Origin of the sequence: Campylobacter sp. LR264d, from assembly GCF_008633895.1 — a bacterium.
Lineage (GTDB): Bacteria > Campylobacterota > Campylobacteria > Campylobacterales > Campylobacteraceae > Campylobacter_D.
Genome location: NZ_VJNT01000030.1, coordinates 66,691 through 81,183, shown reverse-complemented (window position 1 = coordinate 81,183; position 14,493 = coordinate 66,691). Strand labels below are relative to the sequence as shown.

At 27.3% G+C, this 14,493-nt stretch carries 20 protein-coding genes and 2 pseudogenes; 11 read left to right on the top strand and 11 right to left on the bottom strand.

Annotated features, from left to right (window positions below; translation table 11 throughout):
- The first annotated feature begins 58 nt into the window (after positions 1-58).
- From msrA to FMM56_RS06815, 6 genes are all read left to right on the top strand, one after another.
- Positions 59-580, top strand: a complete 522-nt coding sequence (msrA, locus tag FMM56_RS06835) for a peptide-methionine (S)-S-oxide reductase MsrA (RefSeq protein WP_150141675.1) — start codon at positions 59-61, stop codon at positions 578-580.
- A 239-nt stretch (positions 581-819) separates the two neighbouring features.
- The gene (locus FMM56_RS06830; protein ID WP_150206350.1) at positions 820-1,206 is read left to right on the top strand and encodes a DUF4878 domain-containing protein; all 387 of its coding nucleotides are present in this window, start codon (positions 820-822) and stop codon (positions 1,204-1,206) included.
- Between the two features lie 44 nt (positions 1,207-1,250).
- A complete protein-coding gene (locus FMM56_RS06825; RefSeq protein WP_150141535.1) occupies positions 1,251-1,580 on the top strand; it encodes a hypothetical protein in 330 nt (109 codons plus the stop codon).
- Between the two features lie 132 nt (positions 1,581-1,712).
- On the top strand, positions 1,713-1,871 hold the full coding sequence (locus FMM56_RS08780; protein WP_190318977.1) for a hypothetical protein: 159 nt from the start codon (positions 1,713-1,715) through the stop codon (positions 1,869-1,871).
- The gene (locus tag FMM56_RS06820; RefSeq protein WP_150208152.1) at positions 1,868-3,070 is read left to right on the top strand and encodes a transcriptional regulator; all 1,203 of its coding nucleotides are present in this window, start codon (positions 1,868-1,870) and stop codon (positions 3,068-3,070) included. The genes FMM56_RS08780 and FMM56_RS06820 overlap by 4 nt, the downstream gene beginning before the upstream one ends.
- A gap of 200 nt (positions 3,071-3,270) precedes the next feature.
- On the top strand, positions 3,271-3,681 hold the full coding sequence (locus FMM56_RS06815; RefSeq protein WP_223810459.1) for a hypothetical protein: 411 nt from the start codon (positions 3,271-3,273) through the stop codon (positions 3,679-3,681).
- Positions 3,682-3,683: 2 nt separating this feature from the next.
- On the opposite strand, the gene FMM56_RS06810 is transcribed toward FMM56_RS06815, so the two are convergent.
- From FMM56_RS06810 to FMM56_RS06800, 3 genes and pseudogenes are all read right to left on the bottom strand, one after another.
- Positions 3,684-3,887 carry a hypothetical protein gene (locus FMM56_RS06810; RefSeq protein ID WP_150141539.1) on the bottom strand — a complete coding sequence of 68 codons (204 nt, stop codon included), beginning with the start codon at positions 3,885-3,887 and terminating at the stop codon, positions 3,684-3,686.
- Positions 3,888-4,044: 157 nt separating this feature from the next.
- A complete protein-coding gene (locus FMM56_RS06805; protein WP_150208150.1) occupies positions 4,045-4,494 on the bottom strand; it encodes a hypothetical protein in 450 nt (149 codons plus the stop codon).
- A gap of 217 nt (positions 4,495-4,711) precedes the next feature.
- Positions 4,712-5,161 (bottom strand): annotated as a pseudogene (locus FMM56_RS06800) (DNA methyltransferase).
- Positions 5,162-5,499: 338 nt separating this feature from the next.
- Between FMM56_RS06800 and FMM56_RS06795 the strand changes: the two are divergent.
- The 5 genes from FMM56_RS06795 to thiF are packed head-to-tail and all read left to right on the top strand — an operon-like array spanning position 5,500 to position 8,879.
- On the top strand, positions 5,500-6,189 hold the full coding sequence (locus FMM56_RS06795) for an SIR2 family NAD-dependent protein deacylase (protein WP_150208145.1): 690 nt from the start codon (positions 5,500-5,502) through the stop codon (positions 6,187-6,189).
- Positions 6,182-6,778: a LysE family transporter gene (locus tag FMM56_RS06790; protein ID WP_150208143.1), complete on the top strand. Its 597-nt coding sequence runs from the start codon at positions 6,182-6,184 to the stop codon at positions 6,776-6,778. Before FMM56_RS06795 ends, FMM56_RS06790 begins: the two co-directional genes overlap by 8 nt.
- A gap of 9 nt (positions 6,779-6,787) precedes the next feature.
- A complete protein-coding gene (dapE, locus tag FMM56_RS06785; RefSeq protein WP_150141549.1) occupies positions 6,788-7,885 on the top strand; it encodes a succinyl-diaminopimelate desuccinylase in 1,098 nt (365 codons plus the stop codon).
- Between the two features lie 8 nt (positions 7,886-7,893).
- Entirely contained in the window at positions 7,894-8,085 is a 192-nt protein-coding gene (gene thiS, locus FMM56_RS06780) for a sulfur carrier protein ThiS (protein ID WP_150141551.1), read from the top strand.
- Complete coding sequence (gene thiF, locus FMM56_RS06775) at positions 8,085-8,879, top strand: thiamine biosynthesis protein ThiF (RefSeq protein WP_150208140.1); 795 nt, start codon at positions 8,085-8,087, stop codon at positions 8,877-8,879. The genes thiS and thiF overlap by 1 nt, the downstream gene beginning before the upstream one ends.
- A gap of 23 nt (positions 8,880-8,902) precedes the next feature.
- On the opposite strand, the gene FMM56_RS08775 is transcribed toward thiF, so the two are convergent.
- The 8 genes and pseudogenes from FMM56_RS08775 to FMM56_RS06730 all read right to left on the bottom strand — a co-directional run bounded on the left by FMM56_RS08775 (position 8,903) and on the right by FMM56_RS06730 (position 14,446).
- Positions 8,903-9,070 (bottom strand): hypothetical protein, encoded by a 168-nt coding sequence (locus FMM56_RS08775; protein ID WP_190319033.1) that lies wholly within the window; start codon positions 9,068-9,070, stop codon positions 8,903-8,905.
- Between the two features lie 218 nt (positions 9,071-9,288).
- Positions 9,289-9,675 (bottom strand): hypothetical protein, encoded by a 387-nt coding sequence (locus tag FMM56_RS06770; protein WP_150208138.1) that lies wholly within the window; start codon positions 9,673-9,675, stop codon positions 9,289-9,291.
- 258 nt (positions 9,676-9,933) lie between these two features.
- Positions 9,934-10,287 carry a hypothetical protein gene (locus FMM56_RS06765; RefSeq protein ID WP_150141558.1) on the bottom strand — a complete coding sequence of 118 codons (354 nt, stop codon included), beginning with the start codon at positions 10,285-10,287 and terminating at the stop codon, positions 9,934-9,936.
- Positions 10,288-10,415: 128 nt separating this feature from the next.
- Positions 10,416-11,291, bottom strand: coding sequence for a DEAD/DEAH box helicase family protein (locus FMM56_RS06760; protein ID WP_150151964.1), 876 nt, complete (start codon positions 11,289-11,291; stop codon positions 10,416-10,418).
- The gene (locus FMM56_RS06755; RefSeq protein ID WP_150151967.1) at positions 11,264-11,473 is read right to left on the bottom strand and encodes a hypothetical protein; all 210 of its coding nucleotides are present in this window, start codon (positions 11,471-11,473) and stop codon (positions 11,264-11,266) included. Before FMM56_RS06755 ends, FMM56_RS06760 begins: the two co-directional genes overlap by 28 nt.
- A gap of 3 nt (positions 11,474-11,476) precedes the next feature.
- Positions 11,477-13,178, bottom strand: a pseudogene (locus FMM56_RS09050) (DNA methyltransferase).
- A 60-nt stretch (positions 13,179-13,238) separates the two neighbouring features.
- Positions 13,239-13,838, bottom strand: a complete 600-nt coding sequence (locus tag FMM56_RS06735) for a nitroreductase family protein (RefSeq protein ID WP_150141561.1) — start codon at positions 13,836-13,838, stop codon at positions 13,239-13,241.
- Entirely contained in the window at positions 13,835-14,446 is a 612-nt protein-coding gene (locus FMM56_RS06730) for an NAD(P)H-dependent oxidoreductase (RefSeq protein WP_150141563.1), read from the bottom strand. The genes FMM56_RS06735 and FMM56_RS06730 overlap by 4 nt, the downstream gene beginning before the upstream one ends.
- Positions 14,447-14,493: the final 47 nt, after the last annotated feature.

Here is a 14,493-nt window from a genome sequence, read left to right as displayed (position 1 = left end):
GATTTTAAATATATTTTAAGGATAGATAATGAAAAAAATTATTTTAGGAGTGCTTTTAATGCTTGGAATTTCAAATGCTAGCGAAAAAAGTATAATTTTAGGAGGAGGTTGTTTTTGGTGCGTTGAGGCAGTTTTTGAGACTATTGAAGGTGTTACAAATACCGAGGTTGGTTATTCAGGTGGACCTATGAATCCCACTTATAAATCAGTAAGTAATGGAGATGGCAATATAGAAGTAGCAAAGATTAGCTTTGATGATAGTAAAATTTCGCTTAATAAGGTGCTTGAGTTATTTTTTAAAATGCATGACCCAACTAGTCTTGATAGACAGGGGGCAGATGCTGGAATTCAGTATCGTTCGGCTATTTTTTATGAAAGTAATGATGATAAAAAAATCATAGATGATTTTATAAAAAACGCTCAAAATAGCTATTCTAAGCCTATAGTTACTAAGCTTTATAAGCTTGAAAGCTATACTAAGGCAGAAGATTATCATCAACATTATTTTAAGAAAAATCCAAATGCTGCTTATTGTCGTTTTGTTATAGCTCCAAAGCTTGATAAGGTTAAAAATCACTAATTTACTCCCTTTAAGTTAAAGAAATTTTACATTTTATTCACAGCCTTTTCACGCTGTGAATTTCTTTTTAAATGCCTATAAAAAGGCACTTTAAGCTTTATATTTTCACAAATTTTTTTTATATTTTTTTAAGGTTTTTTATGAATTTAAAAGAAAATGTGAAATTTCCTTAATCTTTAAAAAATTAAAGAAAAATTTAAAGAAAATTAAATAATATTTTTTTAAAAAAAGGATATTTAATGTTAAAAATATTTAGATTTTTTCTTTTAGTCTTTTTTGTAAATTTTTCTTTTGCTAACCCTAGCGAAATAGCTTCTCAAATGTTTTTTGCTATAAAAGATAAGGACAATGAAAAGGTAAAGTCCTTAATGTATATGGGCGATAAGAAATTTGAGAACTTAGAAAAGGCAGAGATTGACGCTGATATTGATTTTTTAGTAAATGCATTAAATATGGGCTTTAAGCATTATGGCGAGATTAAGGGTGTGGAAGTTTTAGAAGAAATAATAGAAAAAGAAAATGCTAAGATTGTTTTAAAATTAAATTTAACAAATGGCAAAACAGCCACCGAAACATTTACTTTAAAAAATATAAATAACGAGTGGAAAGTGGAATTTAAATTTTAAGTTTTTGTTATAATTTTAAAAACTACATTTAGGAAAAGGATAAAATGGATTATGAGACTAAAAGTGAAGTTATAATAACAAAAGCACAAACAAGAGACGAATTCTTACAACTTTTGATTGATAATCTTACTACTTATGCTATTTATTTAGATAAAAATGAAAAGAAATTGTTTTTTAATATTTTAGATCGCATGAATTATCAAGGTATTGTTATAACGGGTACTTCATTTAAAGGTTGCGTTAAGGGTTATATGTCAAAAAGTTCTTTTTATAGAAGTCTTAAAGGGCTTTTAGAAAAAGAAGTAATTTATGAATTTAATGATAAATTAGCAAAAAAATTTAACATAGGTTCCTATTTTAAGAACTTTTTTTAGTTAATCCTATTTTGATAGGAAAAGGATGCTTTTTTGATATAAAAAATCTAAAACATACTGTAATTACTGAGTATGACTTTAAAAATTTAGGAGTTAAAAAACAATTTATGGAAGAAGGTAAATACACAGATTATGAATAAAAAAAATATACAAAAACAAGTTAAAAAAGCTAAAATTTTAACTAAAAAGTTTAGCAAGGATACATTAAGGGCTATTAAGGAGATTGAAAATGGCGAGGTTGAAGGACCATTTTATAATATTAATGACTTAATGCAAAGTTTAGAAAAATGAGATATGTATTAAAAAATAAAGATATCGATATTTTGGAATTTGAAATTAAAAAAGAAGAAATTGATAAATTTAGGATCGAATATCATATTGTCAATTTTTTAGTTTTAAAAAAAGATTTATTGCCTATACCCTTAAATTACGAAGTTCAATTAACCAAAGATAATATAAGCAAGTGGATAGAAAAAAGAAAAATTCCTTCTAATAGGGCTTTTGTAAATAAAATTTTAAAAGCACATAAAGATTATAACCCAAATAATTTTATGTCTTATATAGATATTTCTTTTGGCTTATCCTTAAATGATACTTACTGGATTACGCCCTTTGATAAAAATTATAAATGGAAAGATTATAATCTTTATGAAAATAATTTTAGTGAAATTTTAGAACTAGTGGCTTTTATGGGTGAAAATGAAAGCATAAGTGGTTTAACTATTTCACCTGAGTTTACTACAAATGGCATGCTTAAAAAATGCTGGCATAGACTCAATGAAAAAATTTATTTGTATAAGGGAAATTTTCAAGGAAAAGAAGTATTTAGCGAGTATTATTCTTATCAAGTAGCTAAAATTTTAGGATTTGATGATGTTTTTTATGATTTAAAAGAATTTCATAAAGAATTAGTTAGTGCATGCCCTATATTTACAAATGAAAAAGAAGGCTATGTACCGATTTATTATTTTTTGCCAAAAGAAGAAAGAAAAGAGAAATTTTCGTTTAAAAAAGAAAAATATATTGAAGATATTTTTGGCAAGGAAAATTTTGAAAATTTAATGCTTTTTGATGCAATTATTGGCAATACAGATAGGCATTTGGGAAATTTTGGAATGATTATTGATAATGATACAAATGAAATTTTAAGACCTGCCCCCATTTTTGACAATGGCTTAGTCTTGTTAAATTTAATGCAAACACAGGATTTGAAAAATATTTTAAGTATTGCACAAAACTATACTACTAGCATGAATTATACTTTTAAACAACAACTTTCAATTTATGTTAGACCTAGACATGAAAATTCTTTAAAACAACTTTTAAATTTTAAGATTAAAAAACATGAACTTTTTAATCTTAGTAATGAATGGTTAAATGCCTTTGAAACTTTTATTAAAGAACAAGCCAAATTGGCCCTTAACATTTTAAAAGAAAAAAGCAAGGATTTAAAAACTAAAAAATTATCTTTTAAGGGCAGAAGTCGTTAAAAAATTTATAAGGAGTAATTATGCTTAAAGTTAGCATTTTTAGGGGTGTTAATGGGACAGGAAAAACTACTTTATATTATAAAATGCAAGAAGAAAAGATAAATTTAGGATATAGAACTAATGTGGATGAGATAGCCTAAAGCATAGGCGACCCAAGAGATAGACAAACTCAAATTAGGGCCTCAAAGATAGCCATAAAAATGCGTGATATGTATATTAATGATAATTTAAGTTTTAATAAAGAAAGTACGTTTTGTGGCAAGTCTATATTAAGATTATTTAATGAGTTAAAAGAAAAAAACTATAATATAATCTTGTATTTTATGGGGGTTAATAGCGTAGATATTGCAAAAGAAAGGGTAAAAATAAGAGTTAGCAAGGGTAAGCATAATGTAGCTTCAAATTTGATAGAAAAAAGATATTATGAGAGTATGCAAAATTTATTAAAAGTTACTTCCTTTTGTGATAATGTTTTTATCTATGATAATAGCAAAAATTACGAATTAATAGCACAAATAAAAAATAATGAGTTAAATTTATATAAAAATATTGTGTGGTTTGATAAATTAATTTCAATTAAACTTAATAAAAATAGGGTGCGTACTAGATAAAATTAAAAACTTAATTTTGATAATAATTTTATACAAACTCCATTTTTTAAATTTGTAGCCAAATATAAGGCATTTTCACTTTTATTTTTTTGTCTCATATGTTTTATAGTAAGATTATTTTTAAAGCTTTTATTGCTAATCATTCCTATAATATAAGCCTTTTTATTTATTTCATCTATGTAAACTCTTATATAAATATGGACCATGTTTTGAAGTTCTATTTTTAAAATTTAATTATATTTACACTAAATCTTTTATTTACATAGTTTTTATAATCTTCAATGCTATTTATTAAATTGTTTTTATCTATCCTTAAATATTTAGGATATGTTAAAAAATCATCATTTAAAATAGCTTGAAAATTTATTTTTTTTTATTTAATAAATGTCTTTTGTTAATCCTAGTTGATTTTATCTCACAAATATAAATTTTATTTTGCAAATACTCATATTTTAATTTATCGTTTATACTCCCATAAGCAAACTTACTTACTTCATTATTTATTTTATTTATGATTTGTTCTATATTTACATTATCATTAAATAAAAGACAATCAAAGGGTGCGTGTTTTTTAAAATTATCTGTTCTAAAATCATTATAACTAAGTAAATTTAGAGTCTTTATATTAGTTTTTAAATATTGATTAACACAAAATTCAGCTATTTTTCCAAGCTTAGTATCTTTTTTCTTTGTTAGCTTATATTTGTTTTCTTGCCAAGTGTTTTGTGTACGGTTTGTAATCTTTTGTATATTTTTATCGTTTATATTAAATTTAGCACAATCAATACAAATAATATCTTTTATGTCAATCATTTAAAAACTTCTTCATCCTTTCTTTTGCTAGTTTGCAGTATTCTTTATTTATTTCACAGCCAAAGGCTTTTCTATTGTTATGAATTGCAGATATTATTTCACTTCCACTTCATACAAAGGGCATGAAGATAATATCTCCTTCATTTGAATGCGTTTGAATTATCCTATCGCAAAGCTTTTGGGCTTTTATAGTAGGATGGCCACACCTTTCAATGCTTTATTGAGAAGATTCCGTTATATCAGCCCATACATTAGAAACCCTTTTATGTGTATTTTTTCTAGGCTTTCCATTAGCCCCTAAGTCTTTTCTAGTAGATTTTTCATTAGTATAAGGGATATTAAAGGTATAATTTTCGCTTTTTGTTAAAAATAAAAAATCCTCCCTTGCTGACATATAATTTTTCTTAGTCCCTATACCACGACTATTTCTTTGGGTTATCCAGTTTTTAATCTTAAATAATTTTTCATTTTCAATCATAATAGCCACTCTTGCAAAGGTAAGTGGTTTATGTCCAACCCCACCCCATAATATCAAGGTCCCATTATCCTTTAAAATTCTTTGCATCTACATAAGCCATTTTTTACACCAAGCTAAATACTCATTCTTATCTTTAAAAACACCAAAATCAAACTCGCCCTTAATCTCAAAATAAGGAGGGTCTGCAATGATTAAATCTATACTATTGTTTTTTTAGCGTTTTTACATAATCAAGCATATCGCAATTAATGATTATATCTTGCATATTTGAGCCTTATTTTTGTGTAATTATACCTTTTATAGATTAAAAAATAGACATAAAAAAAAGCCTAGCTAAGCTAGGCTTTTAAGCAATATTTTGAAAAGATTCAATCCTATATCGTGCTTTTTAGCAAAAACTTTATATAAATTCCTTATGTTTAATAACTAATTGTTAAAAGAATATATTTTTAATTATTATTAATTTTTTGTTAAATTTCAAGCTAAATATGCTAAAATTTCAACTTTTAATAAAAGGGGAGTTAAAAATGAAAAATGTAATGATTTTAAGTGGTGCTGGTTTAAGTGCTGAAAGTGGTCTTAAAACCTTTAGGGATAATGGAGGCTTATGGGAACAACACGATTTAATGGAGGTGTGTTCTGCTACTGGTTTTGCTAAAAATCCTAGCAAGGTCCTTGATTTTTATGATGAAAGAAGGGCACAACTTAAAGAAGTAGTCCCAAACAAGGCACACGAAGTAATAGCCAAATTAAAAGATACTTATAAAGATAATCTTTTTGTAGTAACTCAAAATGTAGACGATTTACTAGAAAGGGCAGGCTGTAAGGAGATCATTCATTTACATGGCTTTTTACCCGAACTTCGCTGTTTAGAATGTGAAAATATCTTTAATATAGGCTATGAAAGTTATAAAGACAAAAGCTGTCCTAAATGTGATAGTAAGCATATAAGGCATAATATTATAATGTTTGAAGAACAAGCCCCGGCCTATAATACACTTCACAAACTCTTAGAACAAACTCATTTATTTATAGCAATTGGCACAAGTGGGACCGTTTTACCCGTTCATTGCTATGCTAGAATGTGCGAACAAAGCATTTTAAATGGCCTTGATATAGCCGAGTTAAGATCATGTTTTGATAAGGCTTATGAAGAAAATGCTAGTACGGCTATACTTAAAATTTCAGAAGATATAAGGGAATTTTTAGGTGCTTGAGGCATTATTAAATGGCTTGTTATTAGGTTTTGGAGTAGCAGTTCCCTTTGGTCCTTTAAATATCTTAATACTAACTTACGCATTACAATCCTTTAAAAACGCCTTTTTATTAGGGCTTGGGGCAATGTGTGCTGATATGATTTATTTTCTTTTGCTTAGCTTTGGAATTTTAAAATTTTTAAATCAAGATTATATTTTAAAAACCCTAGCAATATTTGGCTTTTGTTTTTTAAGCTACATAGCCTTTTTAATGCTAAAAAGTAAGCAAAAAAATTTACAAATTCAAAGTCAAAACATAAACGAAAGGCTTTTAAAAAGTTTTAGCAAGGGTTTATTTTTAAATCTTTTAAACCCCTACATAATAGGCTTTTGGCTAAGCGTAGCAACCCTTAGTGCCTTAAATGAACACGCAAATTTTATGTTTTTTGGATTGATTTTGGCCATTATTTCTTGGGTATTTTGCCTATCTTTTTTTGTGGGTAAATTTAGTCACTTATTTACGGCAAAAATTATACATATTATAAATTTTGTTTCAGCAATTATTATTGAATATTTCGCAATTATGCTAATATACAAAAATTTTTTTTAGGAAAAGATAATGAATGCAAAAGAACTTTTAATGGAGCTTTTAAAATTTAAATCAATCACTCCAAAAGATGATGGGGCATTAAATTTTATAGCCTTAGAATTAAACGAATTTGATGCCTTTTTTGTTGATGAAAATGGGGTTAGAAATTTAATTTTAAGCAAAAAGTTTAAAGATGAGGGCGAACACCTAGCCTTTGGAGGTCATATAGACGTGGTTTCGCCAGGAGATTGTTGGAATACTAGTCCTTTTAAGCCCGTTGAAAAAGATGGCTTTATTTACGCAAGGGGTGCACAAGATATGAAAAGTGGGCTTGCAGCATTTTTATGGGCTATGAGTAATGCTAGTTTTAATGGGGGCAGGTTAACGGCTATCATTACAAGCGATGAAGAAGGCGAGGCTAAATTTGGTACCTTAAAGGCATTGGAATTTTTAAAAGAAAAAGATTTATTGCCTGATTTTGCTATAGTGGCTGAGCCTACCTGCGTTAAGGAATTAGGCGATAGTATAAAGATAGGCAGGAGAGGTTCTATAAATGGAATTTTGCGTATAAAAGGAAAACAAGGACACGTAGCATACCCTGAAAAATGTATAAATCCAGTGCATGAATTTGCCCCACTTTTAAAGCTTTTGGCTGATTTTAACCTAGATGGAGGTAGTGCTGAATTTGCCCCCTCAAAGATAGTAATCACCGATATAAGAGGGGGTTTAGAGCTTAGCAATGTAACCCCAAGTGAGTTAAAAATAATGTTTAATGTGAGAAATTCTAGTCAAACTAGCATAGAAGATGTTAAAAATTATGTAGAAAAGATTTGTGAGAGTTTAAATTTCGAACTTTGCTTAGAACAAAGTTCCTTGCCTTTTCTTACAAATTCGCAAAATAAAATCGTTCAAATTCTAAATAAAAGCGTACAAAAAATAACCTCTGTTGTGCCTGAACTTAACACAAAGGGAGGTACTAGTGATGCGAGATTTTTTGCACAATTTGGCGTAAATGTGGCTGAATTTGGCGTTTGTAATGATAGAATTCACGCAGTTGATGAAAGAGTAAGCATTGATGAATTTGAAAAACTTTGTTTAATTTTCAAGGATTTAATAGAAAATTTTTAAGGATAAAAATGATAATTAATGGAGAAAAATTAGATTTTAAAGAACTTAAATTTGTGGATTTTTTAGCACAAAGAGGCTTAAAGGAAGAATTTGTAGCCTTAGAATTAAATGGCAAAATAATAAAAAAAGATGAGTTTAAAGACCTAGTTTTTAAAGAAGGCGATAGAGCTGAGGTTGTGCATTTTGTGGGAGGTGGTTGATGCGTATTAAATTTAATGGCAAGGAATGTACGACGCAGTTTCAAAATAGCCTTGATTTTTTCAAAACGCAAAGCAAGGATGAAAGCGATGTTTTTATAGTAAATGGCTTTGCTACTAAGGAAAATTTGCCTTTGAAAGAGGGGGATGAGCTTTTTTGCATACCTAAAAATACTATGCCTGATGAAAACGCTCTTGATGCTATGATGAGGGCAAGGCATACGCCAAAACTACATGATAAGCTTAAAAAGGCAAGTGTTAGCATATGTGGACTTGGTGGGCTTGGTTCTAACATAGCCATTATGCTTGCAAGAAGTGGGGTGGGGCACTTAAATTTAATCGATTTTGATATAGTTGATGCAAGTAATTTAAATAGACAAGCTTATTTAGTTAATGATTTGGGTAAGTTTAAAACCGAGGCTTTGCAAATTCAAATTAAGCAAATAAACCCCTTTATAAGCGTAAATATATATACTACAAGGGTTACAAAGGATAATATCAAAGAACTTTTTATAAATGATGATATAGTTTGTGAGGCCTTTGATAGTGCTCAGGCTAAGGCCATGTTAGCACAAAATTTTCATTCTATTTTTAAGGATAAAATTTTAATCTGTGCCTCTGGTCTTGCTGGATATGGGGATTCAAATTCTATTCAAACGCGAAAAATTGCACAAAATTTTTATGTTTGTGGAGATTTAAAAAATGCAGCTAGGCATGGTAATGGTTTAATGGCTCCTCGCGTTAATATCTGTGCAGCACACCAAGCAAATTTGGTTTTAGAACTTTTGGCAAGGTAAAAGGATATTTAACTGAAAGGAATTTAAAGTCCTTTAAGTTTATTGTTATTTTTTAATACAAATTCTTCAAATTCTCTTTCAAAATTATTATTATTTTTAACCTTAAAAAATGATAAACCAAGCAATTTTAGTATTTTATAATCAAAGATATTATTAATAATTTTAAATTCCTTATGATTATTTTCTTTCATAAAATCTTCTTTCCATTTATCTTTTTCTTCATAAATTTCTCCCTTAACCTCTAATATACATTCAACACCAAAATATTCACCATTTTTTTTTCTTTTGCAAACAATATAAAATCAGGTTCAAAACCTCTTGCTTTAACCACTTCTTTTCCTATATCAACATAAAGTAAATTCTTTAAAACGTTCGTTTCTTAATACAAACCAAGTATCATAAACATCATCTAATTCTTTTTTTTGTTTTCTATATAGTCTAAAATTTTAGTTTCAAGCTCACTATCTTTTATAATTTTATTGCAATAAAGCCACTCATAATTTTTATTTACTATTTTTGTTTCTTTACTTATCAATATAGTTTGATTATCTTTAATCTCAAATTTATGTACTTTTAAATCTCCTATTTTATAATTGACCATTACCCTATCTTTGTTGTCTTTAAATTTGTTCAAAACTGCTTTTGCAAGTTCGAGTTTACCATTAGTTTTTAAGTGTTTTTTTTGATTTGTGTGAAATTGTATTATGTATGTTTTAAATTCTTTTATAAACTCTTCTTTGCTTTCAAAATTAAAATTCTTTTTAAGTTCGTTAAATTCAAGTTCTATTATATTCATAGCCTTTAAAAAAAATCTTTCTTCTATATTAAAATCTTCAATTTTTTAGGAAAGTAACTTTCATTACTTTTTGCTTTTTGAGATTTTAAAAACTGCTCACTTTCTAAAATTTTATCACCTATTAATGCTATTTTTTCATCTTTTAATATACTTTTTAATTTTTCTTTATTTGCCTTTCGTTCGCTACTTTTAAGCTCGTATTTTTTATTGTTTACAAAATAAATTCTTTCATTTTTAATTTTTTCTTTTAAAGTAGGATTAATTTGTATTTTTATGTTCTTGCATATAATCTATCAAACCTTTTTGCCTAAGTTCGTTTTGAAGTTCGTTAATAAAAGCACTATCATTTGTGCTATGATAGCTTAGTTTTTCAAGATAAACAAGTTCTTTTTCTGTGATAGCCACATTATCAAATTTTCTTTTAAATTTTTCATCAAAATTATATATTAAAAAAGGATAATACCTAGCACCCCTGCATATAAGTTGGGCTTGCGAGGTAGTATCTTTTGTACTATTATCAAGCCTTACTATATCAAAAAGATTTAGCACATCCCAACCCGCGTTTAGCTTGTTAACAGCAAAAATTATCCTTATAATTGTCTTTGTCTTCAAGGTTATTCAAAACATCTTGCCAAGGTTCATCTTTTTTATCCTCATTTACACTTATAATAACTTCTTTTTTAAATTTAAGCTGTATTCTTTCAACAAGCTTTAAAAGATATTCATCCTTGAAACATTCTTTAAAAAATATATGGACTTTTATTGAAAAGTTCTTCACTTGTAAAAAGATTATTGTTATTTAATGTATCATAAAAATTTTTTATATCATCTTCTTTTAAATTTGATACAAATTCCTCAAATTTAGCTTGATTTTCTTTTGATTTAAAAATGGTATTGCTTTTAAATAAAATTACAGGTTTTATATATTCTCTATTATATTTATGTAAAACTAATTCCCTATATAAACTAAGCAACATAGCCCCTAAAAAGCGTAAATTTATATTATCATTAGGGTATTGTTCTATAAAAATGCGTTTAGAATAACCATCCTTGCAAAAATTCTTTAAATTATATTCAAAAATGAGTTTATCTTCGTATTTTTCTTGTACATTTTTATCATTTGGTATAGTTGCACTAAATTCAAACATTTTATTTTCTTTATTGCTTTGAAAAGCTTGTGTTATAACGCTTTCCCAATTTTCTTTTAATTCTTTTTCTTTTTTATTTTTTACACCCTTTGTCCCAGCGTTTAAATGATGTGCTTCGTCCGCTAAATATACAAATTCAAATTCTTTTAAATCATTAAAAGTTAAGCTATTTTCCTTAGGAATTTTATACAAAGAATGCAGGCTTTGTATAGTTGTAAAATAGATATTTATAGCCGAGTTATCGCTTTCTTGTAGATTAGAAATTTCATTTATTTTAACGATTTTATTATCTATCATAATCTTTTGTTTAAATAGGTATTTTGATGAAATTTGATTACAAAAATTATCCTTTGTTTTTTGTATAATAGGATTTGAATTTACAAAAAATACAAAATTTCTATATCCTTTTTTAAAACAATCAAGCATTAAAGCTGCCATTATCAAGGTCTTTTCACTGCCCGTTGCCATATTAAAAAAAGGTGATTTTTCTTAAAGCTTTCTTCATTTGTTAGATAGTATTTTAAGGCATTTGTTTGATATTCTCTTAAATCTTTGCTTAAATTATCTTTTATATGTTTTGGAATTTCTAATTCTTCAAGGCCCTTAGTGCCAAATCTTTCTTTTAAGCTTTCTTGTAAATTGCAACCCATTTTTTATCCTTGAAATTTATCGTTTATCTTTTTTATAAACTCATCTATATCAAGGCTACAATCTTCTATATCAGAATACAAAACATAATCCATATTTGTATCTAAAATTTTTCTTAAAATTTCTTTTTGCTTATCAAAGCTAAGTTTTTTAAATTCATCATCATTAAGCCTTTTAATGTCTACTCTATAATCAATAAAAGCCCTTTGTTTTATCTCATTAAAAATTTGTTCTAACTCATCGTTATTTTTGCATTGTCTATTTTTTCCTTAAATTTAGCATTTACAGGCATTAATTCACAATACAAAAACTCACCTCCACCATTAAAATTTAAAGCCTTGGAAACTCCACATTGTTCGCTTTGTACTACTTTTTTAAGCCTTTCTTTTGTGATACTTTCAATATAATCCATTTGTTCAATGCCTATATATCTTTTTTTCATTTTATGGGCTACTGCTAAGGTAGTACCACTCCCTGCAAAAAAGTCCATTACTAGGTCGTTTTCTTGTGTTGAAATTTCTATTATTCTTTTTAAAAGGGCTTCGGGTTTTTGTCCTTTAAAATTTACATTATTATTGTCTAAAATAATTTCTTCATCAAGTGATACAGAGTTTTTTTATTGCTACACTATCTAATTCATCCCATTTATTGTAATTCCAAGTATCCTCTAAGGAGTATTTATCTCCACGCATCTCATGATTAATTTGATAAAAAATTTTATTTATACTTATTTCATCTAATTCATAATTTTTAAATAATTTTATATTTTCTTTAGATTGTGGTAAAATCTCTTTAAAATCTTTGTTTTATATATGAATTTTATTTAATTTGACACTATTATAATTTTTAGAATAAAGCAAAATAGTATCATGGTTTCTTATAATCTTTTTCATGGTCTTATACCCAGATACAAAACCCATTCTCCAAATAATTTCTCGTTGAAAATTATCTCTGCCAAATATTTCATCCATTAAAACCTTTAAGTAATGAACTTCATTATAGTCCATATTTACAAAAATCACCCCATCATCTCTTAAAAATTCCCTTGCAATTTCTAAGCGATTTTTCATAAAAGTTAGCCAAGTAGAATGCTTAAATTTATCATTATATTTAAAGCTGTCATTGCTTGTATTATAAGGAGGGTCAATGTATATTAATTTTACTTGTTTAGCAAATTTAGCTTTCAAAGAATGTAAGGCTAAAAGGTTATTGCCTTTTATGAGTAAATTTAAAAAATTATTGTTTTCAAAGCTATTTAAGATTTCTTTAAGTTTGTTTGTATTTTCTCTCTCTTCATTATTAGAATCTTTGTTAATCAATTCAAAATTATAAAAGACCTTAGAACTTAGCAAAACATCAATTTTTGCGATTATATCATTGAAAAAAATTTCAGTATATTTTTTATCTTTTTCATCCTTGCTTTGAGAACCCTTTAAAACGCAATCCTTATAAGCAAAATTTAGAATAACTCTTGAATCTTGCTTAATGTAGCTATCTTTTTTAGTCCTAAGTCCTATTTTATTTAATATAGCTAGTATAGCTTTCATTTAAGCTTTTACTAGCTATAAAGCTTAGGAATTTTTCTTTTTCAAAAATGAAAGTATTAATGTTTTTAAAGAATTCCTTTTTATATTTATCTTTAAATTGTGATTTTTCAAGTAAAAAATCAAATAATCTTTCATCATTATCTAAAACATAATTTTCAATGCCCCTAAGCGTTTTAAATTCTTTTTATAAATCATCTAATAATGATTTCATTTTTTCCCTTTAAATAAACTCTACCACTTCATCAAAATCAAAACGCATTTTAGCTGGAATTTTCTCATCATTGCTTATTCCAAGGGCTATCATTAAGCTACTTTGCATCTCATTTACATTTAATTTTAAATAAGAATCAAGTTTAGCCTTATCAAAGCCTCCAATGGTACAAGTTGCGATATTTAAGGCATTTGCAGCGTATAATATACTAGCTAGTGCGATATGGGCTTGTTCTCTTGCATAATTTATTTTTTCAAAGGCGTTCATATTTTCTAAAAAAGGCTTATAAAGCTTTAAACGAGTGTTAATATCTTCTTCACTCATCTTTCTTTGTCTTAGCCTTTTTTCAAAATATTTAGCAAAATCAAGCCTTGAAACTATGATAATAACAGCACTTGCCTTTGCAACGTGGGCTTGTCCATTTGCAATAACGCTTAATTCTTTAAGCTTATTGATATCTTGTACCACTATAAATTTCCAAGGTTCTAAGCCTAATGAACTAGGACTAAGCCTTGCTACTTCTAAAATTTGATTCAAGCTTTCTTTACTTATCTTTTCATCCTTAAAATTCCTACAAGAATATCTTGTTTTAAAAATATCTAAACTCATATAAACTCCACTACATCTTTATAATCTAAACGCACTTTTGCGTACTTTGGCTCGTTTTTCTTATAACCAAGCGACAATATAACTGCTGTTTGAAATGGGTATTTTAAATTTAAAAACTCATCAACTGCCTTTTTATCAAATCCTCCTATCATACAAGAATCAATGCCTTTATTCATAGCTGCTAAGCTCATTTGCATAAGAGCTAAGTAGCATTGAAGTTGAGAAAAATGAAAAAGTTCTTTTTCATCCATTAAATCCGTATCATGTGTGTAAATTTTTAACACCCTTTGAAAATTTTCTTCGCTACTTCCTGTAAAACGGCGAATTTGACTTTGAGCGAATTCATCCTTGCTTTGTAAATCAGTTCTGGCTAGGATAATGATATTATGACTTGCAGTAGCGACATTTTCTTGATTTTGACAACATTTGCTAAGGGCCTTGTTTTTTTCACTATCTTCAATGACTAAAAATTTCCAAGGTTCAAAACCGTGAGAACTAGGGCTCAAAACTCCACTTTTTAAGATAAATTTTAAATCCTTTTGTGAAATTTTTCTATCATCAAAAAGCTTACAAGCATGCCGTAGTTTTAACATTTTTTTAAATTTCATACTTTCTCCTTTGTAATTTTAAAATTATAATCAAAAATAATAAATCA